The sequence below is a fragment of the Martinezella lusitana genome (genome assembly GCF_900094565.1).
Classification (GTDB): Bacteria; Pseudomonadota; Alphaproteobacteria; order Rhizobiales; family Rhizobiaceae; genus Rhizobium; species Rhizobium lusitanum.
In genome coordinates, this window is the sequence record NZ_FMAF01000020.1 from 80,822 (window position 1) to 104,827 (window position 24,006).

Genomic DNA, 24,006 nt, shown 5'->3' on the forward strand with positions numbered 1-24,006 from the left:
TTGCAAGAGAGCCTCACTTTCCGGCGCTTTTCGACCACCATACGTCTGGGAAGCCGATGGAGTAGTAAGGAAGTTCCGGAAGATGTTCGAACTTGTCCCAATAGGCGATCCTGGTCGTCGTCCCGTAGAAAGTGGGCAAAACATAGTGGTGGGCGAGCAGCACGCGATCGAGTGCCTTGGTCGTCGCTTCCTTCTCCGCCACGTCCTTCGCGAGGATCACTTTCTGGATGAGGTCGTCGACGCCCGGGTCGGCTATTCCCGCGTAGTTGCGCGATCCCTGGCGGGCGGCGGAGGCGGAGCCCCAGTATTCGGCCTGCTCGTTGCCGGGGTTCAGCGTCTCCGCCCAGACGACCCAGATCATATCATAGTCGAAGCTGCGGATGCGGTTGATGTACTGCGAGGGATCGACCGTCCTGACGCTGGCATCGATGCCGATGCGCTTCAGGTTCTGTACATAAGGCAGCACCGATCTTTCCAGCGAAGGATTGTTCAGCAAGAGTTCCAGCGAAAACGGCTGGCCGCTCTGCGCGTTCACCATTTTATTGCCCTTGAGAATCCAGCCCGCGTCCTTGAACAAACCAATAGCCTTGCGAAAATTATCGCGCGCCTTTTGCGGGTCGCCGCCGACGGGATTGGCATAGGGCACGGTAAAGACATCGGCGGGCACCTTGTCCTTGACGCTGTTCAGAACATTGAGCTCCTCGCCTTGCGGGAGACCGGAGGAGGCGAATTTCGTACCGAAAAAGAAGCTGTCGACACGCGTCAACTTCCCGAAGGAAAGGGTTCGGTTGAGTTCCTCGAAATCGTAAACGTAGTTCAGCGCCTCGCGGACACGCTCGTCCTTGAATTGCGCGCGTCGCATATTGGGAACGAGCGCCTGCATGATGCCGACCGAGCGCAGCGTGTTGGGTAGTTCCTCCCGCTTGATGCGGCCGTCCTTGGCAGCTGGAAAATCGTAGCCGGTCACCCAATGGCTTGTGGAATTGTCCTGCCAGTAATCGATGACGCCGCTACGAAACGCCTCGAACGCGACGTCGTAGTCAGAAAAATAGACATAATTTATCGCGCCGAAGTTGTTCGTGCCGATATTGACCGGCAGGTTCTTGCCCCAATAATCGTCGCGCAGTTCGTAGCGGATCGAAGAGCCAGGCTGGAAGGAAGCAATCTTATAGGGACCCGACCCCATGACGGGCTCGAGCGTGGTGCGCGAGATATCGCGCGGCTTGCCATCGGGGCCATTGGCTTCCCACCAATGTTTCGGCAGGATGGTCAGTTGGCCCAGGATCGAGGGAAGTTCGCGGTTGCCCTTCTCATCAAAACGAAAGGTAACGTCGCGCTCACCGGTTTTCTCGGCGCCCACGACATGGGCGTAGTAGCTTGTCACCATCAGATTGAGTTCTTTGGTTTTCTCAAAACTGAAGATCACATCCTCGGGCGTTACCGGCGTGCCGTCGGGCCACCTCGCTTCGGCGCGCAGCCGAAACGTCGCGCTCGAAACGTCATCGGGATAAGAGACGCCCTCGGCAAGCAAACCATAGGAAGAATTGGCCTCGTCATCGGCTTTCTTCAGCAACGTATCATAGATCAGCTCTGTCCCCTCGGCGATATTGCCCTTCGACAGGACAGGATTGAAGGTGTCAAACGTGCCGCTGCTCGACAGCTTCACCTCGCCGCCCTTCGGCGCATTCGGATTGACGTAATCGAAATGCTTGAAACCGGGCTGGTATTTGAGATCGCCGAGAATGGCCGTGCCGATGCGGAATTGCGGCTCTTCGGCTTTCGAGGACGCTGGCAGGGCCAGCAGGCACATGAGAGAAACAACCAAGCCTGCTTTCAACCGCGTCAATGCCATTCATCATCTCCTGATGCTTTTCCTAGAATCAGCATAAGCCAAATGAGGGCAAAAAACAGGACGCAATTGCTCACCTCTTCCCTCCGCAATCGTTTGGCAGCTCTCGAAATCAGGTTTTGGAGGTGGCTTCTTCGAGACGCCGGCGCAGCATCAGGCGCAATTCGCTGACGACGCGTTGGTCCTCTTTGGCGTCGGGTTCGTTGGCGACGGCCGCGGCGATGCGCAACAGTTCGAGGACGATACCCGACATCAGCGTGATATCGTCCGATATCGACGGCTCCGCTCGCCGCAAGACGGCGGCGATCAACTCTTTCAATTCCGCACGCGAGCGCATCTTCCGGTCTTTAGGGATATCGCGGCGCGCGGCAAGCACAGGAAATTCCGGAAATTCTTCGATAAATGCGCCAAGCGCATCGAAGATCGCTTCGCCGCTATCGGCTGCGGAGAGGCCGGAACTGCGTTCCGCCAGGTTCTGAAGACCCGCCTTCAGCCGCTCCAGGCGATCGATATGCAGCGTCTCGGCAAGCAAAGGCTTGGTCGGAAAGAATTGATAGAGCGAGCCGATGGAGGATTGCGCCTCGGCCGCGATCTCAGTCATCGTTGCGGCTTCATAACCCTTCCGCGCAAAGACCCTTGCGGCCGCTTCCAGCAGGACGACGACACGATCATGGCCGCGCTGCCGCTTCGGGGTGCGCGTCTTCAATTCTTCACTTGATTTTTGTGAGGTCATCCTCATATTTCCATTGTGAGGATGCCCTCATGTTTCTCTCGGAGCCCCAAATGCCTCTTTACGACCCCCGGACCACCGCGCTTATTTCCATCGACCTGCAAGGCCTCGTTCTCAGCCTGCCGCTTGCCCCCTATTCCGCTCAACAGATCGTTGCGAATACAGTTGCGATCGCGAACAAGCTGAAGGCCGATGGCGGAACCACCGTTTTTGTAACGGTTGGATTTTCCTCGGACTATACCGACGCTGTCAATCAGCCCACCGACGAAACCTTCGCCCTTCCCGCCGGAGGCTTGTCGCCGGCCGCCCTGGCGGCACCCATCGAAATCGCCGCGCTGACGCCGGATGTCGCGATCGTCAAACGCCAATGGAGCGCCTTCTACGGCACCGAACTCGATCTGCAGCTTCGTCGCCGCGGCATCAAAACGCTGATCCTGACCGGTGTCGCCACCAATTTCGGCGTCGAATCGACGGTGCGCGATGCCCATGCGGCAAATTATGCCGTCATCGTCGCTGAGGACGCGGTGACGACTTTTTCCCAGGAAATGCAGGATTTCGCCTGCACGAAGGTATTGCCGCGACTGTCGCGCATTCGCAAGACGGAAGAAATTCTAGCAAATTGATCCGTCGGAGGTGACGGCCTAAGCGGGCGGCGGGCGGTCGCTCATCAGCCAGCGGCGATTGAACGTGGATTACCCTCGCTTCCTTTTCAAGGTAATCTCGCCGCAAATCACCTCGGCTGACGCCGACCGCCTTTCAAGGATATGCATGGTTTCGCTCCTGGTTCGCACTTTCCAAACTATCGGCCAAACTATCGGCAAATTTTCCCTCATCGCCACGATCAGCACGGGTCTCATTGCCGGCGATGCGCTGGCGCAGCAGGCGGGGCCGACGCCCGGCAGTGCCAAGGCGATCTTCGGGGCTGTGACGCTGCCGACGCAGGGACCGACGCAATCGATCGGCTTTTATGCCAAGGGCTGCCTTGCCGGTGCCGTGGCGCTGCCCACCGACGGGCCGACCTGGCAGGCCATGCGCCTGTCGCGCAACCGTCGCTGGGGCCGGCCTGACATGATCGGCCTTCTCGAGCGCCTGTCACGCGATGCGGCAAAGCATGACGGCTGGCCGGGCCTGCTTGTCGGCGACATCTCGCAGCCGCGCGGCGGCCCGATGTTCAACGGCCATGCCTCGCACCAGATCGGCCTCGATGCCGATGTCTGGCTGACGCCCATGCCTCCGCACAAGCTGACGGTCGCGGAACGCGAGACCCTGCCCTTCACCTCGATGCTGGCGAAGGACAAGTTCCTGACCATCAACGACAGGGTCTGGACGCCGGCGCATGCCCGCCTGCTGATGCGCGCGGCCAGCTACCCCGAGGTCGAGCGCATCTTCGTCAATCCGGCCATCAAGAAAAAGATGTGCGATACATGGACCGGCGACCGCAGCAATCTCGGCAAGCTGCGCCCGGAATATGGACATGACTCGCATTTCCATATCCGTATCCGCTGCCCGGCCGGCTCGGTCGGCTGCACGCCGCAGGCGCCTGTTGCGGCCGGCGACGGCTGCGACAAGACGCTCGCCTGGTGGCTTGGCCCCGAACCGTGGGCAAAGCCGAAGCCCGACACGAAGCCGCCTGCAAAGCCCCGCGAGATCATGGTTTCGGATCTGCCCAGGGCCTGCCAGGCCGTGGTGGCCGCGCCGCCGGTCGCTTCCGTTCGTGCTGCCACCTATGGCGCCACGGGTATCGGCGCGTCCGCGGAAACGGAGACGATGCCGATCTCCGGCAATACGCCGCCCGGCCAGATCCCGCAGCAGTGAGGCTCGGATGGTCCTTGCCGGAGCGGCCTTTCAAAACGCCTCCCCTTGGTATAGAAGGCGGATAAATCGATTGAAAGTACTGGGTGGAGCAAGAGTTTCATGGCCGGCGGCAAAAGCATCGCGCTGATCGCGCACGATCAGAAAAAGGATGCGATGGCGGAGTTTGCGCGGCGTAACCAAGCCGCCCTTGCCGATTGGCATATCGTCGCGACCGGCACGACCGGCGGCCGCGTGCTCGACGCTTGCCCTGATCTCAAGGTCACCCGCCTGAAAAGCGGGCCGCTTGGCGGCGACCAGCAGATCGGTGCGCTGATCGCCACCGGCGAGATCGACATGCTCGTCTTCTTCATCGACCCCCTCACCCCGCTGCCGCACGATGTCGACGTGAAGGCATTGACGCGGCTTGCCGTTGTCTACGACATTCCGATGGCGCTCAACGAATCCACCGCCGAGCGGCTGATCAAAACACTGAACCATTAATCCGCCTTGCCGGCGGCAGACCACGGACCTGGCCATGCCCGAGCTCAATCACAGCGATGCCCCCCTGCCTTTTCCGATTCTCATCGGCGATATCGGCGGAACCAATGCGCGTTTCTCGATCCTTGCCGATGCGAATTCCGAACAGGAGCATTTTCCTGTCGTGCAGACGGCGAATTTCGAGACGATCGACGATGCGATCAAGCTGATCCTCGAAAAGAGCAAGGTCCAGCCCCGCGCCGCGATCCTTGCCATGGCCGGCCCCGTGCAGGGCGATGAAATTCCGCTGACCAATTGCGACTGGGTGATCCGCCCGAAGACCATGATCGCCAATCTCGGCATCGAGGACGTGCTGGTCATCAATGACTTCGAGGCGCAGGCGCTGGCAATCGCCGACGTTGCCGACGAGCATCGCGAAACCATCGGTGAGACAGGGGACAGCATGGCCGCCTCGCGCGCCGTGCTCGGACCGGGCACCGGGCTTGGCGTCGCCGGCCTGATCCACACCCAGCATCAGTGGATACCGGTGCCGGGCGAAGGCGGCCATATCGATCTTGGGCCGCGCACGGAACGAGACCTGCAGATCTGGCCGCATCTGGAAGCCATTGAAGGCCGCATCTCGGCCGAGCAGATCATTTGCGGTCGCGGGCTGCAGAACCTCTATCATGCCATCTGCAAGGTCGACGGCGTCGAGCCGAGCCTGAAGGAGCCCGCCGATATCACCACCCATGCGCTTGCCGGCACCAATGCGCAGGCCGAGGAGACGCTGACGCTCTTCGTCACCTATCTCGGTCGCCTTGCCGGCGATATCGCCATGATCTTCATGGCGCGCGGCGGCGTCTATCTTTCCGGCGGCATCTCGCAAAAGATCCTACCGGCGCTGCAGAAGCCGGAATTCCGCGCAGCCTTTGAAGACAAGGCGCCGCATACCGAAATGATGAAGACGATCCCGACCTATGTCGTCGTCAATCCGCTGGCTGCGCTTTCCGGCCTTGCGGCCTACGCCCGCAAGCCGTCGAGCTTCGGGCTTGCGACCGACGGCCGCCGCTGGCGGCCTTGATCGCTTCCAACAGCCGATGGCGCATCGAAACTACCGGCGCGTTATGCCTTTTTGAAGAAGCCGCCTTCCTCTATAATAAGGTCGGCTCCGAGATCGGCCTTAACCAGTGCCGCAGGCCATCCCTAGCCAAAGCCGTCCTAACTCTTTATAGAGCCGCGGCAGCATGTGCCGTGCGCGGCTCACTTGGTTTGAGACAGGAAACCGATTTTTGAAGTCGCCCAACACGAAAAAGACCGATATCGACAGCGAAGCCATTACCGTTGTCCTGAAGCGCGTTATAGCTGAAAACGGCCGTGATCATGTCTGGGGCTATTCGGTCGCAATCTTTTGCCTCGTTGTCGTCGCAGCATCCACAGCAATGATGGCCTTTGTGATGAGGCCGATCGTCAACGGAGCCTTCTACGAGCGCCGCGCCGAAGTCATGTGGCTGATTTGTCTTGCCATATTTGCGGCTTTTATAGCGCGTGGTTTTGCCGGCTATTTTCAATCGGTCATTCTGTCCAAGATCGGCAATGACATCATTGCTCGCTATCAACGGCGCCTCTATGCGCATCTGATGACGCTGTCGGTCGGTTTTTTCAGTGAAGCGCGCTCGGCTCAGATTGCCGCGCGGGTCAGCCAGAACGTTTCCGGCATCCGCGATGTGATGAACCTCGTCATCACGTCTACGGCGCGCGACTTTCTGTCATTCGTCTTTCTGCTCGGCAACATGGTCTATCAGGACCCATTGCTCAGCCTTATCTTTTTCGTCATTGCCCCACCTGTCTTTCTGGCCTTGCGCCACATCTCAAGGCGCCTGCGCGCCGTCACGCGCGAGGCGGTCGTTCTCAACAGCCGCGTGCTCGGCGCGATGCAGGAAACCATTCAAGGCATTTCCATCGTCAAAGCCTTCACGATGGAGCCCGAACTCGACCGCAAGATCAACAAGCTGATTACGGCGGCAGAGAATCGGCAAAACCGTATTGTTCGCATTTCCGAGCGTAACGGCCCGCTGATCGAAACGGTTGCCGGCTTTGCCGTCGCCGGTGTTTTTGCCTATGCCGCCTACCGTTCGATTTATGAAAATGTGCCGCCAGGCGCAGTGTTTTCCTTCATCGTGTCACTGCTTTTGGCTTATGATCCGGCCCGCCGCCTCGCGAAATTGCAGACGCAGCTTGAACGCGCGGTCGTCAATGCACGGATGATCTACGAACTGCTCGACATGGAGCCGCGCCAGCGCGATCTGCCCGAAGCCAAGGCGCTGGTTGTCACCGAGGCCCGCATCGAATTTCGTGGCGTCCACTTCGCCTATGGCGACGATACTGTTCTGGACGACGTGAGCTTCGTTGCCGAAGGCGGACAGACGACGGCGCTCGTCGGCCCTTCCGGCGCCGGCAAGTCCACCGTCATCAATCTCATTCCGCGCTTCTACGACCCGAAGGCCGGTAGCATCTTCATCGACGGGCAGGATATCAGCCACATCACCAAGCAGTCGCTGCGCCAGCATCTCGCCTACGTCTCGCAGCAGCCCTATCTCTTCGAAGGCTCGATCCGCGACAACATCCGTTATGGCCGCCCTGACGCGACCGACGCGGAGATCGAAGAGGCAGCCCGCCTCGCTTACGCCGATGATTTCATCATGGCGCAGTCGCAGGGCTACGACACGCCCGTCGGCGAAAACGGCGTGACGCTTTCCGGCGGCCAGCGGCAGCGCCTGTCGATCGCCCGCGCGCTGGTGCGCAATGCGCCGATCCTCCTGCTCGACGAGGCGACCTCCGCGCTCGACACGGAATCGGAAGCGGCCGTGCAGAAGGCGCTGGACGAAGCCATGAGCGGCCGCACGGTCGTCGTCATCGCTCACCGCCTGTCGACCGTCGTTCGAGCCGAGAAGATCATCGTCATGCAGAATGGGCGTGTCGTCGAAGAGGGCAACCACGAGACGCTTGCGGAGGCCGACAATGGCCTTTACGCTCGCCTCAACAACCTTCAGCGGCCGGCCGTTTCCGGCAACTCCCGCAAATGAGACGATAGAGACGACATGAGCGACGATGCGATGAAGCTGGTGGTGGTTGGCGCGGCGGGCCGCATGGGGCAGGCTCTGATCCGCCTCATTCACGCCACCGAGGGCCTGACCTTGCATGCCGCCGTCGCGCGTCCCGGATCCGTCTTCATCGGCAAGGATGCCGGCGAGATTGCCGGGTTGGGGCCGATCGGCGTTCCCGTCACCGACGATCCGCTTTCCGCCTTTCTGCATGCCGAAGGCGTCATCGATTTCACGACGCCGGCAACCAGCGTCACCTTCGCCGGGCTTGCCGCGCAGGCGCGCATCGTCCACATCATCGGCACGACGGGATGCACGGCCGAAGACGAAGCCAAGTTCCAGGCGGCGGCGCGCCACGCCCGCATCGTCAAATCGGGCAATATGGGCCTCGGCATCAACCTTTTGAGCGTGCTCGTCGAGCAGGCGGCACGCGCCCTTCCCTCCGCCGACTGGGATATCGAAGTGCTGGAGATGCATCACCGGCACAAGGTGGATGCGCCCTCGGGCACCGCACTTCTGCTCGGCCAGGCCGCAGCCAAGGGGCGCGGCATCGATCTCGACGACAATTCCGTGCGCGTGCGCGATGGCCATACCGGCCCGCGTCCGGCTGGCACGATCGGCTTTGCGACCCTGCGCGGCGGCGGCGTGGTCGGCGATCACTCGGTCATCTTCGCCGGCGAGAGCGAGCGGCTGACCCTGTCCCACAGCGCCGGCGACCGTTCGCTGTTTGCCCGGGGCGCGCTGCAAGCCGCTCTCTGGGCGCGCGACAGGAAACCCGGCTTCTATTCCATGCTCGATGTTCTCGGGCTCTCCACACGTTGACCTGATCCTGGAGCGGATCGGCATGGAACTGCCGATCCGCTCCAGCCTTTTATTGTCTCGCAATTCCGGACGGAAAAACACTACACACTTTTCCTGGAATTGCTTCATTAAGGAGAAATTTTATGAGCGGTACTCTTGTCCTCGTTCGCCATGGCCAGAGCGACTGGAATTTGAAGAATCTCTTTACCGGCTGGAAGGATCCCGATCTGACCGCCCTCGGCATCGAGGAAGCCAAGACGGGCGGCAAGGCGCTTGCCGACTACGGCATCAAATACGACATCGCCTTCACGTCGGCCCTCGTCCGCGCCCAGCACACGCTGAAGATCATCCTTGATGAAATCGGCCAGCCCGGGCTCGAGACCATCAAGGATCAGGCACTGAACGAGCGCGACTACGGCGATCTCTCCGGCCTCAACAAGGATGACGCCCGCGCCAAATGGGGTGAGGAACAGGTGCACATCTGGCGCCGCTCCTACGACGTGCCCCCGCCCGGCGGCGAAAGCCTGCGCGACACCGGCGCCCGCGTCTGGCCCTATTATCTGACGGAAATCCTGCCGCGCGTGCTCGCCGGCAAGAACGTGCTGGTCGCCGCCCACGGCAACTCGCTGCGCTCGCTCGTCATGGTTCTCGACCGATTGAGCAAGGAACAGATCCTGGCGCTCAACCTCGCGACCGGCGTGCCGATGGTCTACAAGCTCAAGGCCGACTCCACCGTCGCCTCGAAGGAAGTCCTTGGCGACATGTCCGGCGCGCATTGAGCGTCATCTAAACTAGCTATCTCCGAAAAGCCCCTGGCCCTCTCCCCGTTTGACGGGGAGAGGGGACGACCTCTCTTGCGGCAAACTCTTGACTCTTATTAGGTTGAGAAGCGACGGAGGGTGCGTCTTTCCCCTTCTCCCCGCCGGCAGGGAGAAGGTGGCCGACAGGCCGGATGAGGGGCCGCGCCCCAACCTCAATTCTCGATCGTGAACCGCACCCTGTCGGCGGCGAAGCGGGAGATCGAGTATTGGACCGGCACGTTGTCGAGATCGGTGTTCAGCGCCTGTGTGATCAGGACGATGGCGCCGGGAGATAGCTGAAGATCGGCGAGATCGCTCTCGTCGGCATGGGTCGCGGTAATCTCGGTGATGACGCGCACATAGTCCGGCACGCCAAGCTCCCGAAACGCCTTGGTGATCGATCCCGTCGCCCGGTAGATCTCGGCGATATTGCCAAACCGATCCGCCGGGAACCAGCTGGTGGCGCGCGATACCGGACGGTGATCCGCTTGACCGAGCGTTTCCAGGCGCACGAGTGGCGTACCGGTCTTGATCTTGAGGTGCCGGGCCACCTCCGCGCTCGCTGCCTCGTCGCTCGTCGCAAGCAGGACGCTGCGGGTCTCGCGCACCTGATCGCCGATGCCCTGCGAGAAACGTGTCCGCTTCGAAATCGGGAAGCTCAGCCGCTCCTTGCGCTCGATCAGCGTACCGCGCCCCTGCACAGCCCTGACGATGCCTTCCTGCGCCAGCGCGGCGAGCGCGCTGCGAATGGTATGCCGGTTGACCCCGAACTGCAGCGCCAGCGTCGTTTCCGGCGGCACCATGCCGCTTTCGTCGAAGTCGCCGTGATTGATCGACATCCGTATTCGGTCGGCGATCTGCCGCCAGAGCGCCACGCCTGTCTGCCTTTGAATCCTCTGCCCTGCCATTTCGCCCACTCGCCCTGTCACACGCTTGTCACGACTCACTAATAGATATAAATCTATCTTGTATGGTTGTCTATATCAATAGACATTTAGAGGAAGGCGCGATGAATTCAGCACAAAGGCAGGAAGCAGCCGCACAGGAGCGTCGGGAGCGCAAACGTGTTGCCGATCTTCTGGCACAGGCCCAGCGCGACGAGCTCGACGCAGCCTGGGAAGCATTGCCGAGCAAGCCGGCGGTACAGCCGGTGCGCGGACCGGAAACGGGGCTCGTCATGGTGCGCGGCCGCATCGGCGGCGGTGGTTCCCCCTTCAATCTCGGCGAGGTCACGGTGACGCGCGCCTCCATCCGGCTGGCATCCGGCACCATAGGCCATGCGCATGCACTCGGCACGGATCGCGAGAAGGCACGGCTTTCGGCCATATTCGATGCCCTCTGGCAGCAGTCGGCCACCAAGGAATTCGTCGAGAAGGCGATCCTGCAGCCGGTCACCGAGCGCATCGCAGACTATGATCGCAAGCGCGCGGAGGAAACGGCCGCTACCCGCGTCGATTTCTTCACCATGGTTCGCGGAGAAGACTGATGAGCTTCACTACCTCCACCTTCGGCAATGATGCATTGATCGGCGGCTTCACCGACCCGGTTTTCGATGCACAGAGCGTCTTCAAGATGACGATGGACGCGATGGCGCGGCCGGGCATCCTGCAGACCGTGACAGCCGATATCGCTCCGCCTGCCCCGCTTGGCATCGCTGCCGGCGCGATCGGGCTGACGCTTTGCGACCATGATACGCCGGTCTGGCTCTCCACCAGCCTTGGACGGTCGAGCCTGCCGGAATGGCTGAGCTTTCACACCGGAGCACCCATCATCCAGGAACGGCTGGAAGCGATGTTCGCCTTCATCGAGGGAGGCATGGCGCTTTCCTCCTTCAACCAGTTCGGCATCGGCACCCAGGAATATCCCGACCGTTCGACGACGCTGGTGCTGGAAGTCGAAAGCCTTGAAGGCGGCAAGGATCTGGCACTTTCGGGTCCCGGCATCAACGGCGTCCATATGATCGCGCCCAGGGGCCTGCCGGATGCATTCCTGCGCATCTGGACCGACAATCGCGCGCTCTTCCCGCGCGGCGTCGATCTCGTTCTGACGGCCGGCCGGCAATTCCTTTGCCTGCCGCGCACCACCAAGATCACCGCGACGGAGATGTGACATATGTATGTTGCCGTAAAGGGTGGCGAAGCCGCCATCGCCAATGCTCACCGGCTACTGGCCGACCGTCGCCGCGGCGACCGTTCGCTGCCGGCTGTTGGCATCGACCAGATCGTCGCGCAGCTGGCGCTCGCCGTCGATCGCGTCATGGCCGAAGCCTCGCTCTATGACCGCACCTTGGCAGCCCTCGCCGTCCGCCAGGCACGCGGCGACATGATCGAGGCGATCTTCCTGCTGCGCGCCTATCGCACGACGCTGCCGCGCTTCGGCTATTCCCAGCCGCTGGACACGGTGGCGATGAAGATCGAGCGCCGCATCTCCGCCACCTACAAGGATCTGCCGGGTGGCCAGCTTCTCGGCCCGACCTTCGACTATACGCACCGCCTGCTCGATCCGAGCCTTCTGACCGACGAGCAAGTGGACGAGCCGATGCAGCGGCCGGCCGAAGAGGGTCGCGTCATGCGCGTTTCCGAAATTCTCGATCAGGAAGGGCTGATCGAAGGCGACGGCGTCATGCCGGTCGATCATGAAATCGGCGACCTGACGCGCGAGCCACTGGAGTTCCCGATGACCCGCGACCTGCGCCTGCAGGCGCTCGCCCGCGGCGACGAAGGATTCCTGCTGGCGCTCGGTTATTCGACGCAGCGCGGCTACGGCCGCACACATCCCTTCACCGGTGAAATCCGTATCGGCGAAGTTGAAGTGGAATTCGAGGTGCCGGAACTCGGCTTTGCCGTGTCGCTCGGCCGCATCCAGGTGACCGAATGCCAGATGGTCAACCAGTTCAAGGGCTCCGCCAAGGTGCCGCCGCAGTTCACCCGTGGCTACGGGCTGGTCTTCGGCCAGAGCGAGCGCAAGGCCATGGCCATGTCGCTCGTCGACCGGGCGCTGCGCGCCGAAGAGCTTGGCGAAGACATCACGGCGCCGGCACAGGACGAGGAATTCGTCATCTCGCACTCTGACAACGTGCAGGCGACCGGCTTCGTCGAACATCTGAAGCTGCCGCACTATGTCGACTTCCAGGCCGAACTCGACCTGGTGCGGCGCATGCGCCGCGAATTCGAAGCCGCCCGTGACAGCGGCATGGACCCGATGACGGAGGCAGCCGAATGACCGAACTCGCCACCTATAATTTCGCCTATCTCGACGAACAAACCAAGCGGATGATCCGCCGCGCCATCCTGAAAGCGATCGCCATACCAGGTTATCAGGTGCCCTTCGCCTCGCGCGAAATGCCGATGCCCTACGGCTGGGGCACCGGCGGCGTGCAGCTGACGGCGGCCATCATCGGCCCGCAAGACGTGCTGAAGGTCATCGACCAGGGGGCTGACGACACGACAAACGCCGTCTCCATCCGCGCCTTCTTCCAGAAGGTTGCCAATGTCGCGGTGACCACCCGCACCGACGAGGCGACCATCATCCAGACGCGCCACCGCATCCCGGAAGCCAAGCTCGGCCCCAATCAGGTGCTGGTGTATCAGGTGCCGATCCCCGAGCCGCTTCGTTATCTGGAGCCGCGCGAGACCGAGACGCGCAAGATGCATGCGCTCGAGGAATACGGCCTTATGCATGTGAAGCTCTACGAGGATATCGCCCGCAACGGCCGCATCGCCACCACCTACGCCTATCCGGTCAAGGTCGCCGGACGCTATGTGATGGACCCGTCGCCGACGCCGAAATTCGACAATCCGAAAATGCATCTGTCGGATGCGCTGCAGCTGTTCGGCGCCGGTCGTGAGAAGCGTATCTATGCCGTGCCGCCCTATACCGAAGTCGTCAGCCTCGACTTCGAGGACCATCCTTTCGAGGTGCAGCGTTTCGACAAGCCCTGCGCCCTTTGCGGCGCCGAGCAGGTCTATCTCGACGAGGTGATCCTCGACGACAAGGGTGGGCGCATGTTCGTCTGCTCCGATACCGATTTCTGCGAGGACCGCCGCGCCCATGGCCATGTTGGCCCTATGCTGGCGCCAAATGGGCTCGCAGCCGATGGATTGCCTGATAGCAAGGAGGCCGCCGAATGAGCGACACACCGCTTCTGAAAGTCAAGGACATCTCGAAATTCTACGGCAGCCGCATCGGGTGCCGGGACGTGTCCTTCGATCTCTGGCCCGGCGAAGTGCTGGCCATCGTCGGCGAATCCGGCTCCGGCAAGACGACGCTGCTCAACTGCATCTCGACGCGGCTGCTGCCGACGACCGGCAGTGTCGAATATCATATGCGCGACGAGACCTATCGCGACCTGTTCCGCATGAGCGAGGCCGAACGGCGCTTCCTGATGCGTACCGACTGGGGCTTCGTGCATCAGAACCCCGCCGACGGCCTGCGCATGACGGTTTCGGCCGGCGCCAATGTCGGCGAACGGCTGATGGCGATCGGCAACCGCCACTACGGCAACATCCGCAACACGGCCATCGACTGGCTGGAGCGGGTCGAAATCGATGCCGACCGCATCGATGACCAGCCGCGCGCCTTCTCCGGCGGCATGCGCCAGCGCCTGCAGATCGCCCGCAATCTGGTGACCGGGCCGCGCCTGGTGTTCATGGACGAACCGACCGGCGGCCTCGACGTTTCGGTGCAGGCACGCCTGCTCGATCTCGTCCGCGGCCTCGTCAACGATCTCGGCCTGTCGGCGATCATCGTCACGCATGATCTCGCCGTCGCCCGGCTTCTGTCGCATCGCATGATGGTGATGAAGGATGGGTACGTCATCGAGCAGGGCTTGACCGACCGCGTGCTCGACGATCCGCGCGAACCCTATACGCAACTGCTCGTCTCTTCGATCCTGCAGGTCTGAGGAAGTATCATGGCAACCCCACTCGTCGTTTCCGAAGTCTTCAAAAGCTTCATCATGCACCTGCGCGACGGCATCTGCCTGCCTGTCGTCGCCGACGTCTCCTTCTCTGTCGCCTCTGGCGAATGTGTCGTGCTCGGCGGCCCCTCCGGCATCGGCAAGAGCTCGCTGCTGAAGATGATCTATGGCAACTATGCCGTCGACAACGGCCAGATCCTCGTTACGCACAACGGCAAGATCGTCGATCTCGCCACCGCCGATCCCCGCACCGTGCTCGAGGTGCGCCGGCAGACCATGGGCTATGTCAGCCAGTTCCTGCGCACGGTGCCGCGCGTCCCCGCCCTCGATGTCGTCGCCGAGCCGCTGCTGGCCCGCGGCGTCGCACCCGCTGACGCCCGCGAAAAGGCGGCCGGCCTGCTTGCGCAGCTAAACCTGCCGAAAGAGCTTTGGCAGTTGCCGCCTGCCACCTTCTCCGGCGGCGAGCAGCAGCGCGTCAATATCGCGCGCGGCTTCATTACCGACCACGCCCTCCTTCTGCTCGACGAACCCACAGCCTCGCTCGACGCCAAAAACCGAGCCGTCGTGGTCGACATGATCGAACAGAAGAAACAAGCGGGCGTCGCCCTTCTCGGCATCTTCCACGACGAAGAGGTGCGCGAAGCCGTCGGCAGCCGCATCCTCGATGTTTCGCAATTTTCGCCGAGAAAGGCTGCCGCATGAGCCGCAAGCTGGGCGAAACGCCCTTCATCAGTGCCTCGGCCAGCGTTAGCAAATCGACGCTCGGCCGCTATACCGAAGTGTCCGACCGCTGCCGCATCGATGAAACCGAGCTCGGCGACTATTCCTACATCATGCAGGACGGCGCCGTCTGGTGCACGACCATCGGCAAATTCGTCAACATCGCCGCGGCCGTGCGCATCAATGCCACCAATCATCCGACATGGCGGGCAACGCTGCACCATTTCACCTACCGTGCCGCCGACTATTGGCCGGATGCCGATATGGAAACGGACTTCTTCACCTGGCGGCGCGATCATCGCGTCGTCATCGGCAACGATGTCTGGATCGGCCATGGCGCCACCATCCTGCCTGGTGTCAAGGTCGGCAATGGCGCTGTTATCGGCGCGGGTGCTGTTGTCTCCAAGGATGTCGCTCCCTACGCGATCGTCGGCGGCGTGCCGGCCAAGCTGATCCGCGAGCGCTTCACCGCCGAGGTCGGAGCGCGTATGGATAAGCTATCCTGGTGGGATTGGGATCACGATCGCCTGCGCACGGCGCTTGCCGACTTCCGCGCCCTTTCCGGCGAAGAATTTCTGGATCGCTACGGCGCCTGAGGACGTTTTCTGCCCACATCGGGCTTGCATGGGGCCGACAGGCGATCCAGCCTCGGGCGATCTGTCCAGCCCGAGACCAAGGGAGGCTTCTCTTCATGGCAAAGCAGTTTTCCAGCATCGATGACCGGCTGCGCGATTTCATCGCGCGGCAACACATCTTCTTCACGGCATCCGCGACCGCGAATTTCCGTGTCAATGTTTCGCCGCGCGAAACGCTGTGCCTGCGCATCATTTCCCCGAACACAGCCATCTACCTCGATCGCACCGGCAGCGGCAACGAAACGTCAGCCCACATGAAGGCCGACGGCCGGCTGACCATCATGTTTTGTGCGATGGAAGGACCACCGATGATCCTGCGTCTTTACGGTCGCGGCAGGATCATGCATCGGGCATCGCCAGAATACCGGGAATTGCTGCATGACCACTACGCCGGAGATGAGCCGCTGGGCGCACGGCAGATCGTTTGGCTGGACATCGATCTCGTGCAGACGTCCTGCGGTTTCGGCGTGCCGCTGTTTTCTTATGAAGGCGAAAGACCAAGCCTCGATCAGTGGGCCAAGGCCAAGGGGCCTGATGGTATTGAGGAATACCGGCGCGAGAAGAATGCCCTCAGTATGGATGGTTTGCCGACGGGTTTGTTTGACGGCTAAAAGTAACCAAAGCCTTCAGCCGGCTAATAATATCGAATAGCCGCCGATTGTAACAGCACTTACACAAAACTGACATTGGAGCTTCACGAAGCGAGACTAATGCGTTGCCTTGTGCTTGGCGCGCGCCCCTTGAAACTCCCTTCGAGGCAAGGGTGTGCGCCCGTTCATAGCGTCGGATCGAATGCATTTTGCCGATCCAGGGCAGCCGCGAAAGGGAAGCTTCATGTTCGAACTCAGGAATGTCTCACGCCGGTTTGGCAACAAGCTCGCTGTCGATTCCGTGACTTTGGACATTCCGCAGGGACAGATGGTCGGCGTCATCGGCCGCTCCGGCGCCGGCAAGTCGACGCTGCTGCGCATGATCAACCGCCTGGCCGACCCGAGCTCCGGCTCCATCCATTTCTCCGGCGTCGACGTCTCCAAGCTCAGAGGCCGTGCGCTGCGCAACTGGCAGCGCGACTGCGCCATGATCTTCCAGCAGTTCAATCTCGTTCCCCGCCTCGACGTGCTCACCAACGTCATGCTCGGCCGCCTCAATCAGCGCTCGACCGTCATGAGCCTCCTTTCCGTCTTCACCCGCGAAGAGCGCATCGAAGCCATCGCGGCGCTGGAGCGCCTCGGCATCGAGCAGACGGCACTGCAGATGGCCGGCACGCTTTCCGGCGGCCAGCAGCAGCGCGTGGCCATCTGCCGCGCCCTCATGCAGCAGCCGAAGATGATGCTGGCCGACGAGCCGATCGCCTCGCTCGATCCACTCAATGCCAAAATCGTCATGGACGCGCTGCGCGACATCAACGAGCGCGAAGGCATCACCGTCATCACCAACCTGCATACGTTGGATACGGCCCGCAACTATTGCGAACGCATCATCGGCATGGCAGCCGGCCGCGTCGTCTTCGACGGCAAGGCGGCTGATCTCACGGCTGCAGCCGTCAAAGAAATCTACGGAACCGACAAGGACGGCGCCGGCATCGACGAAACCATGACGTCGACATCAATCAATTTCGCCGATCCGGCCGCGCAAGCCGCGGCCAGCGAATCTGCCGGCCCGCAACCGCTGGCACTGGCCGGTCTCTGAGAGAGGCAGCCGGGATCGAGAGCCCGCGTCAAGGGCACATTTTTTCTAGACCGAAGGCATCCGGGGACACCGGTTAATCAGGAGACGAACCCAATGTTGAAGAAGACCCTTCTCGCAGCCACGGCGCTTCTCGCGCTCGTCGGCGGCGCTGCCGCTCAAGACCTCAAGGAATTCCGAGTCGGCATTCTCGGCGGCGAAAACGAAGCCGACCGCCTGCGCAACTATGCCTGCCTCTCCGACCACCTGAAGAAGGAATTCGGTTTCGAGAAGGTATCGCTTTTCCCGGCCGCCGACTATGACGGCGTTATCCAGGGCCTGCTCGGCGGCACGCTCGACTTCGCCGAACTCGGTGCTTCCGGCTACGCAGCCGTCGCCATCAAGGACCCGAAGGCCGTCACCCCGATCCTGACCACGCAGCAGGCAGACGGCTCGACCGGCTACTACTCGATCGGTCTCGCCCTCAAGTCTTCCGGCATCAAGACCATCAAGGATGCCAAGGGCAAGAAGCTCGGCTACGCCGATCCGGACTCGACCTCTGGCTATCTCGTTCCGCTGACGCAGATCCCGAAGGATACCGGCGCTCCGAACGACAAGTTCTTCGCCTCGACGCAGTTCAACGGCGGCCACGAGAACAACCTGCTCGCCGCTTATGACGGCAAGGTCGACGTCGCCGTCGACGACTCCTCGGGCCTCGGCGATTTCAAGGACGGCTACACCTCCGGCACTTTCCGCAAGGAAGTCGACAAGGGCGCCGTCGACCCGAACAAGCTCGTCGAAGTCTGGCGTTCGCCGCTGATCCCGAACGGCCCGCTCGTTGTCCGCAACGCGCTCGGCGACGCATGGAAGACCAAGCTGACCGACTTCTTCCTGAAGCTCCCGACGACCGACGCCAAGTGCTTCTCGGCTATCGAAGGCGGCGACTTCAAGGGTTACGTCAAGGTCACCCCGGACTTCTACAACGCCGTTATCGACGTTCGTAAGGCTGCCATCGGCGGTTGATCCGCATTCTGAATACGGGGCGGCCGGCAACGGCCGCCCTTTTGCTATCACAAGGGCAGAATTCATGACGATTGCCGATACGCAGCTGAAGATGCAAGCAGCGCCGCAGAGCGCTCGGGATATCGGCGACGCCTGGAGCAAGATGGTGGCGCGGCGGCGCCTCTATACCGGCATCGGCCTGCTCATTCTGCTTGTTGCCTTCGTCAGTTCCGTCCGCTTTGCGGACGAAAGCAATGCCGGCCACTTCTTCGACCGTCTGCCGCACCTCTTCGACTTCCTGAGCTGGCTCATCCCCAAAGACTGGGCCGATGTCTACCGCGCGCTCTTCGATCTGCCGAGCCCCAACGGCGCCAATGGCGTCGGCGGCGAGGAATTCAACTTTCCGCTTGGCCGAGTCTATGTCTGGGGCGATTTCTATATTCCCGAATATTTCGAGCTGATGATCATCACGATCAACGTGGCGCTTGTGTCGACCATCATCGGTTTCGTCTTCGCGCTGCCGCTCAGCTTCCTTGCCGCGCGCAACCTGTCGCCTTCCAATCCCGTCCGCCTGGTGACGAAGCGGGTCATGGAATTCCTGCGTGCCTTTCCGGAGATCGTCATCGCCGGCCTGTTTTCGGCGATCCTGTCGATCGGGCCGATCGCCGCCATCATCGCCGTCGGCCTGCACACGATCGGCGCGCTCGGCAAGCTGTTCTACGAAGTCGCCGAGAATATCGACATGAAGCCCGACGAGGGCATGCGGGCCGTCGGCGCGAGTTGGACGGAGCGCGTCCGGTTCGGCGCCCTGCCGCAAGTGATGCCGAACTTCATGTCCTATGCGCTGCTGCGCCTCGAGATCAACGTTCGCGCCTCCACCATCATCGGCGCCGTCGGCGGTGGCGGTATCGGCGAGGAGCTGAAACTCTCGATCTCGCGCGGCTTCGGCGCCAAGACCGTGGCGCTCGTGCTGCTGCTCTTCGTGACCATCATCGCCGTCGACCAGTTTTCCGCATGGCTCCGCCGCCGTCTCGTCGGCGAACATGCCTTCCTTTTGCAGCATTGAGGTTCCCATGTCCGTCATCGACGCCGGCCGTATGCAGGAAATCGAAGCGCGCTACCCGGAGATCCTTCACCGGTCGTTCCGCCAGCGCTTCGGCGCGCTGATGATCTTCATCGGCGTGATCCTCTATGGCTTCTATGCGGTATGGTTCTTCGACCTGCCGAAAGTCATCGCGGAAGCGCATTGGGAACGCGTCGGCATCTATCTCAGCGAATGGATCAGCTACGACGTCCAGCCGGAATTCCGCATTTCCGGCGACAAGATCACCATCAAATATCCGCGCTTTTCGCCTCTGGGCGACAACCCCAACCCGGATTGGGTGAAGACCGCGCCCGACGGCAGCATGACCGTTTCGGTCAGCGGCACCAGCCGCATGGTCACGATCACCAAGACGCAGGCCATCGTGACGGCGCATGGCGTGACCATCCCGATCGATATCACCGGCGACATGCCGAAGATCGTCGGCTCACAACCCGTTCCCAGCTGGATGACCGTCTATGACGATAATATCCTCGCGAACATGGGTTTTGCCGGCGACGTCAGCATTTCCACGGACCGCGTGAAGATCCGCAAGCGTTTCATCGGCTGGGCCAATTTCGTCTTCGATACGCACTCGCCCTTCTTCGACAAGCCGGCCAGCGAAGTCATCAGCCTGATCGTTTCCGGCCCGCGGCTGGAGCCGGACCAGTCCAACCTCTCGCTGGCCTTCGACAATATCTGGAACAACGGCGCCTGGCAGCACGGCGATGTCTGGACCAAGCTGTTCCAGACCATCGTCATGGCCTTCCTCGGCACGTTGCTCGGTTCGCTCGCGGCCTTCCCGCTCGCATTCCTGGCCGCCCGCAACATTACGCCGAACCGGCTGCTCAATCAGGTGCTGAAGCGCTTCTTCGATTTCCTGCGCTCGGTCGACATGCTGATCTGGGCGCTGTTCCTGACCCGCGCCTTCGGCCCTGGCCCGCTCGCCGGCAGCGGCGCGATCTTCCTCACGGAGACCGGCACGCTCGGCAAGCTCTATTCCGAAGGTCTCGAAAACATCGACAACAAGCCGCGTGAAGGCGTGAAGTCCACCGGCTCGTCGACGATCCTCGTGCATCGCTACGGCATCGTACCGCAGATCGTCCCCGTCATCGTCAGCCAGACGCTCTATCAATGGGAATCCAACGTGCGCGGCGCGACCATCATCGGCGCCGTCGGCGCGGGCGGTATCGGCCTGAAGCTCTGGGAAGCGATGCGCACCAACGCCAACTGGGAAAACGTCGCCTACATGGTGTTGTTGATCCTGCTCGTAGTCTTCCTGTTCGACGCCGCGTCCAACGCTCTGCGCTCGCGCCTGATGGGCACACGCGTCAAATAAAAAGCCCGATATAAATCGAAACGCATCATCATTTTGTCACGGGAATCCGATAGCGCAGGCGCGGCAAGATCGCATCGATCGAGCCGGGTTTAGCCGGATTCGATAGGTTGCTGCCTTGCCGCTCTTGCGGTTTGTCGCAAATCACCCAACAGTGTCGCGCGCAGCCGATTTTTCCAAGGAATACAGCCTTGCGCTATGCTCTCTATTTCACGCCGCCCAAAGACGATCCGTTGACGTCGCTTGCTGCCCTCTGGCTGGGTCGCGATGCTTTTTCCGACGAGATTTTTTCCGACAAGGCCATCGGCCCGGTGCCGGAAGGCCATGCCGAACTGACGGCCGATCCGCGCCGCTACGGCTTCCATGCTACGTTGAAGGCGCCCTTCGAACTCGCCGCCTCGGTGAACGAGCGCGATCTGCTTGAGGTTGCCGCCGATTTCGCGGCCCGCACGAAGGCCTTCGTCATTCCCGAGCTGGTTCTTGGCCAGCTCGGCCATTTCTTCGCCCTCGTGCCCGGCTCGCTTTACCAGCCCCTGCAGGATTTCGCCTCGCGGGTGGTCAAGACCTTCGAGCCGTTCCGCGCGCCGCTTTCGCAATATGATATCGCCCGGCGCAACCCGGAAGGAATGACCGAGGCGCAGCGCGCCAATCTGCTGCGTTGGGGCTATCCTTATGTTAACGACGAGTTTCGTTTCCATATGACATTGACGGGGCGCGTCCCCGCCGAGCGCCAGGCTGAAATGCACGAGGTCCTGCGCGAACGCTTTGCCGACCATACCGGCAAGCCGCTCGACATTTCCGGTCTCGCCATCTTCGTCGAAGAAAAGCGCGGGGCACCCTTTACCGTCCGTTCCTGGCTTCCGCTTGCCGGCGCCTAAAAGTGAAAGACCTGACATGACCAAAGAAACCGTCCTCTCCAATGCCCGAATCGTCCTTGAAGACAAGATCGTCCAGGGCTCCGTGCTGATCCGCGACGGTCGCATCGCCGGCATTTCCGAAGGCAAGTCCGATATCGGCGAGGATTTCGAGGGCGATTTTCTGATCCCGGGCCTGGTCGAGCTGCATACGGATCATCTGGAAGCCCACTATTCGCCGCGCCCCGGCGTACGCTGGAACAAGACGGCGGCCATCCAGGCGCATGACGCCCAGATCGTCACCTCAGGCATCACGACGGTGTTCGACTGCCTGCGCATGGGCTCCGACGAGGACGGCGGTTTCGAAAAGGGCGAGATGCGCGATATGGCCGACGCCATCCAGGCGGCACAGCGCGAGGACCGGCTGCGCGCCGATCACCTGATCCACCTGCGTTGCGAAGTCTCCTCCGACAACGTCCTCGATCACTTCCAGGATTTCGAGAAGGATGACTATGTCCGTCTGGTCTCGCTGATGGACCATGCGCCGGGCCAGCGCCAGTTCCAGACCATGGATCAATATATCTTCTACTACCAGAAGAAGCGCGGCCTGAGCGACGAGGCCTTTGCCCGCTTCGTCGCCAAGCGCCAGGAGGAATCGGCCAGATACGCGACACCGAACCGCGACGCGATCTCCAAGGTCTGCTCCGAGCGCGGCATTACCGTTGCCAGCCATGACGACGCTACGCTCGCCCATGTCGACGAAGCCATTGCCTATGGTGTTCGCCTGGCGGAGTTCCCGACCAGCGTCGATGCGGCGAAGGCGTCGCATGGCGCTGGCATGAGCGTGCTGATGGGCGCACCGAACATCGTGCGCGGCAAGTCGCATTCCGGCAACATCGCCGCCCGCGATCTGGCTGAACTCGGCGTACTGGACGTGCTTTCCTCCGATTACGTGCCGCTCAGCCTGCTGCATGCACCGTTCATCCTGGCCGATGAAGTCGAAGGTATTTCGCTGCCGCAGGCCATTGCCATGGTGACGGCAACGCCAGCGAAAACCGTCAGCCTTAGCGATCGCGGACGCATCGCCGAAGGCCTGCGCGCCGATCTGGTGCGCGTTCGTCGCGATCACGGCGTGCCGGTCACGCGTTCGGTGTGGCGGGAAGGACGCCGGGTCGCATGAGCGCTGACGCCAACATCAAGCCGGCTAATGACCGTCTGCCGGATAACGCAGCTGGTATCATGGCCGTTGTCGTTGGCCCGAGCGGCGCTGGCAAGGATACGCTGATGAACCTCGCCGCCCGGCATTTCGCCGGCCGGCCGGACGTTCATTTCGTTCGCCGCGTCATCACCCGCGAGGGGGATGCCGGCAATGAAGACCACAGAAGCGTTTCCGAAGCAGATTTCGACGCCATGGAGCAGACCGGTGCTTTCGCTGTCTCCTGGGAAGCGCATGGCCTGAAATACGGTATTCCTGCCGACGTCACCGACGAGCTGGCGCGTGGCAATCTGGTCATCGCCAACGGCTCCCGTTCGGTCCTGCATCGTTTCCAGGCGGCCTTTCCAAGACTGAAGATCATCAACGTCACGGCGCGGCGTGAGGTGCTGGCGGAACGGCTGATGGCGCGCGGGCGCGAAAGCCGTGAGGATGTGTTGAAGCGCCTGGATCGCAGTTCGCTCACCGTTGGGGGCAGCTACGACGTGACCGATATCGACAATAGCGGCACACTTGGCGATGCCGAGCGCGCGATCATCTCCGCGCTGGAAGTGCTGATTGGGAAATAACCGTTCGGTGTTCTGCTCGGATCATCCCAACGCTTATACGTAGCAATACCCCACCCGCCCTCGTGGTTCGAGGCTCCGGCCTTTCAGGCCTCCGCACCATGAGGACTAGAGCGGTTCATGACTTATGGGAATCCGTTCTGGATTCCCAAATCAGCGGAATTGTGATTCATGATGGATGCTGGAATGGAGGCCAGCATCCATGACGCGACCTTATTCGAATGATCTTCGTGAACGCGTAGTGGCTGCAGTTGCGGCCGGTCAGAACTGTCGGGTGGTGGCGGAGCGGTTCGACATAGCCGTCTCCTCTGTGGTGAAGTGGTCACAGCGCTATCGCAGGACCGGCAGCGTGTCGCCCGGTAAGATGGGCGGCCATCGTCGGCGTATTTTGGAACCGCATCGGACTTTCATCGTCGAGCGGATCGAGCAGACCTCACACTTGACGCTGCACCGACTGAAGGACG

General features: G+C 61.7%; 26 protein-coding genes. 23 read left to right on the forward strand and 3 right to left on the reverse strand.

Annotation, left to right across the window (positions count from 1 at the left end; genetic code table 11):
- Positions 1–13 precede the first annotated feature (13 nt).
- Positions 14–1,852 (reverse strand): extracellular solute-binding protein, encoded by a 1,839-nt coding sequence (locus GA0061101_RS27770; protein ID WP_092575989.1) that lies wholly within the window; start codon positions 1,850–1,852, stop codon positions 14–16.
- A 109-nt stretch (positions 1,853–1,961) separates the two neighbouring features.
- Positions 1,962–2,582 (reverse strand): TetR/AcrR family transcriptional regulator, encoded by a 621-nt coding sequence (locus GA0061101_RS27775; RefSeq protein WP_092575991.1) that lies wholly within the window; start codon positions 2,580–2,582, stop codon positions 1,962–1,964.
- 50 nt (positions 2,583–2,632) lie between these two features.
- Between GA0061101_RS27775 and GA0061101_RS27780 the strand changes: the two genes are divergently transcribed.
- From GA0061101_RS27780 to GA0061101_RS27810, 7 genes are all read left to right on the forward strand, one after another.
- Positions 2,633–3,202, forward strand: coding sequence for an isochorismatase family protein (locus tag GA0061101_RS27780; protein ID WP_092576013.1), 570 nt, complete (start codon positions 2,633–2,635; stop codon positions 3,200–3,202).
- A 145-nt stretch (positions 3,203–3,347) separates the two neighbouring features.
- Positions 3,348–4,394 (forward strand): penicillin-insensitive murein endopeptidase, encoded by a 1,047-nt coding sequence (gene mepA, locus GA0061101_RS27785; RefSeq protein ID WP_092575994.1) that lies wholly within the window; start codon positions 3,348–3,350, stop codon positions 4,392–4,394.
- A 99-nt stretch (positions 4,395–4,493) separates the two neighbouring features.
- Positions 4,494–4,874 (forward strand): methylglyoxal synthase, encoded by a 381-nt coding sequence (locus tag GA0061101_RS27790; protein ID WP_047640328.1) that lies wholly within the window; start codon positions 4,494–4,496, stop codon positions 4,872–4,874.
- 34 nt (positions 4,875–4,908) lie between these two features.
- Positions 4,909–5,931 carry a glucokinase gene (locus GA0061101_RS27795; RefSeq protein WP_047640329.1) on the forward strand — a complete coding sequence of 341 codons (1,023 nt, stop codon included), beginning with the start codon at positions 4,909–4,911 and terminating at the stop codon, positions 5,929–5,931.
- 163 nt (positions 5,932–6,094) lie between these two features.
- Entirely contained in the window at positions 6,095–7,933 is a 1,839-nt protein-coding gene (locus GA0061101_RS27800) for an ABC transporter ATP-binding protein (protein ID WP_092575997.1), read from the forward strand.
- A 15-nt stretch (positions 7,934–7,948) separates the two neighbouring features.
- Positions 7,949–8,773, forward strand: coding sequence for a 4-hydroxy-tetrahydrodipicolinate reductase (gene dapB, locus GA0061101_RS27805; protein ID WP_047640330.1), 825 nt, complete (start codon positions 7,949–7,951; stop codon positions 8,771–8,773).
- A 122-nt stretch (positions 8,774–8,895) separates the two neighbouring features.
- Complete coding sequence (locus GA0061101_RS27810) at positions 8,896–9,531, forward strand: 2,3-bisphosphoglycerate-dependent phosphoglycerate mutase (protein ID WP_037200350.1); 636 nt, start codon at positions 8,896–8,898, stop codon at positions 9,529–9,531.
- Positions 9,532–9,725: 194 nt separating this feature from the next.
- Here the strand turns inward: GA0061101_RS27810 and phnF are convergent, their stop codons facing one another.
- Positions 9,726–10,460 carry a phosphonate metabolism transcriptional regulator PhnF gene (gene phnF / locus GA0061101_RS27815; protein ID WP_047560077.1) on the reverse strand — a complete coding sequence of 245 codons (735 nt, stop codon included), beginning with the start codon at positions 10,458–10,460 and terminating at the stop codon, positions 9,726–9,728.
- Between the two features lie 101 nt (positions 10,461–10,561).
- Between phnF and phnG the strand changes: the two genes are divergently transcribed.
- The 16 genes from phnG to GA0061101_RS27895 all read left to right on the forward strand — a co-directional run.
- A complete protein-coding gene (gene phnG, locus GA0061101_RS27820; RefSeq protein ID WP_092575999.1) occupies positions 10,562–11,038 on the forward strand; it encodes a phosphonate C-P lyase system protein PhnG in 477 nt (158 codons plus the stop codon).
- Positions 11,038–11,661: a phosphonate C-P lyase system protein PhnH gene (gene phnH / locus GA0061101_RS27825; RefSeq protein ID WP_092576002.1), complete on the forward strand. Its 624-nt coding sequence runs from the start codon at positions 11,038–11,040 to the stop codon at positions 11,659–11,661. The genes phnG and phnH overlap by 1 nt, the downstream gene beginning before the upstream one ends.
- Positions 11,662–11,664: 3 nt before the next feature.
- Entirely contained in the window at positions 11,665–12,774 is a 1,110-nt protein-coding gene (locus GA0061101_RS27830; protein WP_092576004.1) for a carbon-phosphorus lyase complex subunit, read from the forward strand.
- A complete protein-coding gene (locus GA0061101_RS27835; protein WP_037200344.1) occupies positions 12,771–13,682 on the forward strand; it encodes an alpha-D-ribose 1-methylphosphonate 5-phosphate C-P-lyase PhnJ in 912 nt (303 codons plus the stop codon). The genes GA0061101_RS27830 and GA0061101_RS27835 overlap by 4 nt, the downstream gene beginning before the upstream one ends.
- Complete coding sequence (gene phnK / locus GA0061101_RS27840) at positions 13,679–14,455, forward strand: phosphonate C-P lyase system protein PhnK (protein ID WP_037200343.1); 777 nt, start codon at positions 13,679–13,681, stop codon at positions 14,453–14,455. Before GA0061101_RS27835 ends, phnK begins: the two co-directional genes overlap by 4 nt.
- 9 nt (positions 14,456–14,464) lie before the next feature.
- A complete protein-coding gene (gene phnL / locus GA0061101_RS27845) occupies positions 14,465–15,172 on the forward strand; it encodes a phosphonate C-P lyase system protein PhnL (RefSeq protein ID WP_047640335.1) in 708 nt (235 codons plus the stop codon).
- Positions 15,169–15,786, forward strand: coding sequence for a DapH/DapD/GlmU-related protein (locus GA0061101_RS27850; RefSeq protein WP_037200341.1), 618 nt, complete (start codon positions 15,169–15,171; stop codon positions 15,784–15,786). Before phnL ends, GA0061101_RS27850 begins: the two co-directional genes overlap by 4 nt.
- Before the next feature lie 95 nt (positions 15,787–15,881).
- On the forward strand, positions 15,882–16,436 hold the full coding sequence (locus tag GA0061101_RS27855; protein ID WP_092576007.1) for a pyridoxamine 5'-phosphate oxidase family protein: 555 nt from the start codon (positions 15,882–15,884) through the stop codon (positions 16,434–16,436).
- A 223-nt stretch (positions 16,437–16,659) separates the two neighbouring features.
- A complete protein-coding gene (gene phnC / locus GA0061101_RS27860; protein WP_092576017.1) occupies positions 16,660–17,514 on the forward strand; it encodes a phosphonate ABC transporter ATP-binding protein in 855 nt (284 codons plus the stop codon).
- Positions 17,515–17,607: 93 nt separating this feature from the next.
- Positions 17,608–18,513 carry a phosphonate ABC transporter substrate-binding protein gene (gene phnD, locus GA0061101_RS27865; protein ID WP_037200338.1) on the forward strand — a complete coding sequence of 302 codons (906 nt, stop codon included), beginning with the start codon at positions 17,608–17,610 and terminating at the stop codon, positions 18,511–18,513.
- Positions 18,514–18,577: 64 nt separating this feature from the next.
- Entirely contained in the window at positions 18,578–19,558 is a 981-nt protein-coding gene (gene phnE / locus GA0061101_RS27870; protein WP_037200337.1) for a phosphonate ABC transporter, permease protein PhnE, read from the forward strand.
- Between the two features lie 7 nt (positions 19,559–19,565).
- Positions 19,566–20,912: a phosphonate ABC transporter, permease protein PhnE gene (gene phnE / locus GA0061101_RS27875; RefSeq protein WP_037200336.1), complete on the forward strand. Its 1,347-nt coding sequence runs from the start codon at positions 19,566–19,568 to the stop codon at positions 20,910–20,912.
- A gap of 188 nt (positions 20,913–21,100) precedes the next feature.
- Positions 21,101–21,787 (forward strand): DUF1045 domain-containing protein, encoded by a 687-nt coding sequence (locus GA0061101_RS27880; protein WP_047640337.1) that lies wholly within the window; start codon positions 21,101–21,103, stop codon positions 21,785–21,787.
- A gap of 16 nt (positions 21,788–21,803) precedes the next feature.
- Positions 21,804–22,943, forward strand: a complete 1,140-nt coding sequence (locus GA0061101_RS27885; protein WP_047559888.1) for an alpha-D-ribose 1-methylphosphonate 5-triphosphate diphosphatase — start codon at positions 21,804–21,806, stop codon at positions 22,941–22,943.
- Positions 22,940–23,545 carry a phosphonate metabolism protein/1,5-bisphosphokinase (PRPP-forming) PhnN gene (gene phnN, locus GA0061101_RS27890; RefSeq protein WP_052224374.1) on the forward strand — a complete coding sequence of 202 codons (606 nt, stop codon included), beginning with the start codon at positions 22,940–22,942 and terminating at the stop codon, positions 23,543–23,545. The genes GA0061101_RS27885 and phnN overlap by 4 nt, the downstream gene beginning before the upstream one ends.
- 199 nt (positions 23,546–23,744) lie before the next feature.
- A partial coding sequence (locus tag GA0061101_RS27895) for a helix-turn-helix domain-containing protein (protein WP_141694125.1) occupies positions 23,745–24,006 on the forward strand: 262 nt, incomplete at its 3' end.

Excerpts from the sequence above, each read along its gene's own strand:
- GA0061101_RS27795 (WP_047640329.1), top strand. The coding sequence starts at position 4,909 with ATGCCCGAGCTCAATCACAGCGATGCCCCCCTGCCTTTTCCGATTCTC.
- GA0061101_RS27835 (WP_037200344.1), top strand. The coding sequence starts at position 12,771 with ATGACCGAACTCGCCACCTATAATTTCGCCTATCTCGACGAACAAACC.
- GA0061101_RS27855 (WP_092576007.1), top strand. The coding sequence starts at position 15,882 with ATGGCAAAGCAGTTTTCCAGCATCGATGACCGGCTGCGCGATTTCATC.
- GA0061101_RS27780 (WP_092576013.1), top strand. The coding sequence starts at position 2,633 with ATGCCTCTTTACGACCCCCGGACCACCGCGCTTATTTCCATCGACCTG.
- phnF (WP_047560077.1), bottom strand. The coding sequence starts at position 10,460 with ATGGCAGGGCAGAGGATTCAAAGGCAGACAGGCGTGGCGCTCTGGCGG.
- phnN (WP_052224374.1), top strand. The coding sequence starts at position 22,940 with ATGAGCGCTGACGCCAACATCAAGCCGGCTAATGACCGTCTGCCGGAT.
- phnH (WP_092576002.1), top strand. The coding sequence starts at position 11,038 with ATGAGCTTCACTACCTCCACCTTCGGCAATGATGCATTGATCGGCGGC.
- mepA (WP_092575994.1), top strand. The coding sequence starts at position 3,348 with ATGGTTTCGCTCCTGGTTCGCACTTTCCAAACTATCGGCCAAACTATC.
- phnC (WP_092576017.1), top strand. The coding sequence starts at position 16,660 with ATGTTCGAACTCAGGAATGTCTCACGCCGGTTTGGCAACAAGCTCGCT.
- GA0061101_RS27885 (WP_047559888.1), top strand. The coding sequence starts at position 21,804 with ATGACCAAAGAAACCGTCCTCTCCAATGCCCGAATCGTCCTTGAAGAC.
- phnE (WP_037200337.1), top strand. The coding sequence starts at position 18,578 with ATGACGATTGCCGATACGCAGCTGAAGATGCAAGCAGCGCCGCAGAGC.
- GA0061101_RS27830 (WP_092576004.1), top strand. The coding sequence starts at position 11,665 with ATGTATGTTGCCGTAAAGGGTGGCGAAGCCGCCATCGCCAATGCTCAC.
- GA0061101_RS27810 (WP_037200350.1), top strand. The coding sequence starts at position 8,896 with ATGAGCGGTACTCTTGTCCTCGTTCGCCATGGCCAGAGCGACTGGAAT.
- phnE (WP_037200336.1), top strand. The coding sequence starts at position 19,566 with ATGTCCGTCATCGACGCCGGCCGTATGCAGGAAATCGAAGCGCGCTAC.
- dapB (WP_047640330.1), top strand. The coding sequence starts at position 7,949 with ATGAGCGACGATGCGATGAAGCTGGTGGTGGTTGGCGCGGCGGGCCGC.
- phnK (WP_037200343.1), top strand. The coding sequence starts at position 13,679 with ATGAGCGACACACCGCTTCTGAAAGTCAAGGACATCTCGAAATTCTAC.
- GA0061101_RS27770 (WP_092575989.1), bottom strand. The coding sequence starts at position 1,852 with ATGGCATTGACGCGGTTGAAAGCAGGCTTGGTTGTTTCTCTCATGTGC.
- GA0061101_RS27800 (WP_092575997.1), top strand. The coding sequence starts at position 6,095 with ATGTGCCGTGCGCGGCTCACTTGGTTTGAGACAGGAAACCGATTTTTG.
- phnL (WP_047640335.1), top strand. The coding sequence starts at position 14,465 with ATGGCAACCCCACTCGTCGTTTCCGAAGTCTTCAAAAGCTTCATCATG.
- GA0061101_RS27850 (WP_037200341.1), top strand. The coding sequence starts at position 15,169 with ATGAGCCGCAAGCTGGGCGAAACGCCCTTCATCAGTGCCTCGGCCAGC.
- phnD (WP_037200338.1), top strand. The coding sequence starts at position 17,608 with ATGTTGAAGAAGACCCTTCTCGCAGCCACGGCGCTTCTCGCGCTCGTC.
- GA0061101_RS27790 (WP_047640328.1), top strand. The coding sequence starts at position 4,494 with ATGGCCGGCGGCAAAAGCATCGCGCTGATCGCGCACGATCAGAAAAAG.
- GA0061101_RS27775 (WP_092575991.1), bottom strand. The coding sequence starts at position 2,582 with ATGACCTCACAAAAATCAAGTGAAGAATTGAAGACGCGCACCCCGAAG.
- phnG (WP_092575999.1), top strand. The coding sequence starts at position 10,562 with ATGAATTCAGCACAAAGGCAGGAAGCAGCCGCACAGGAGCGTCGGGAG.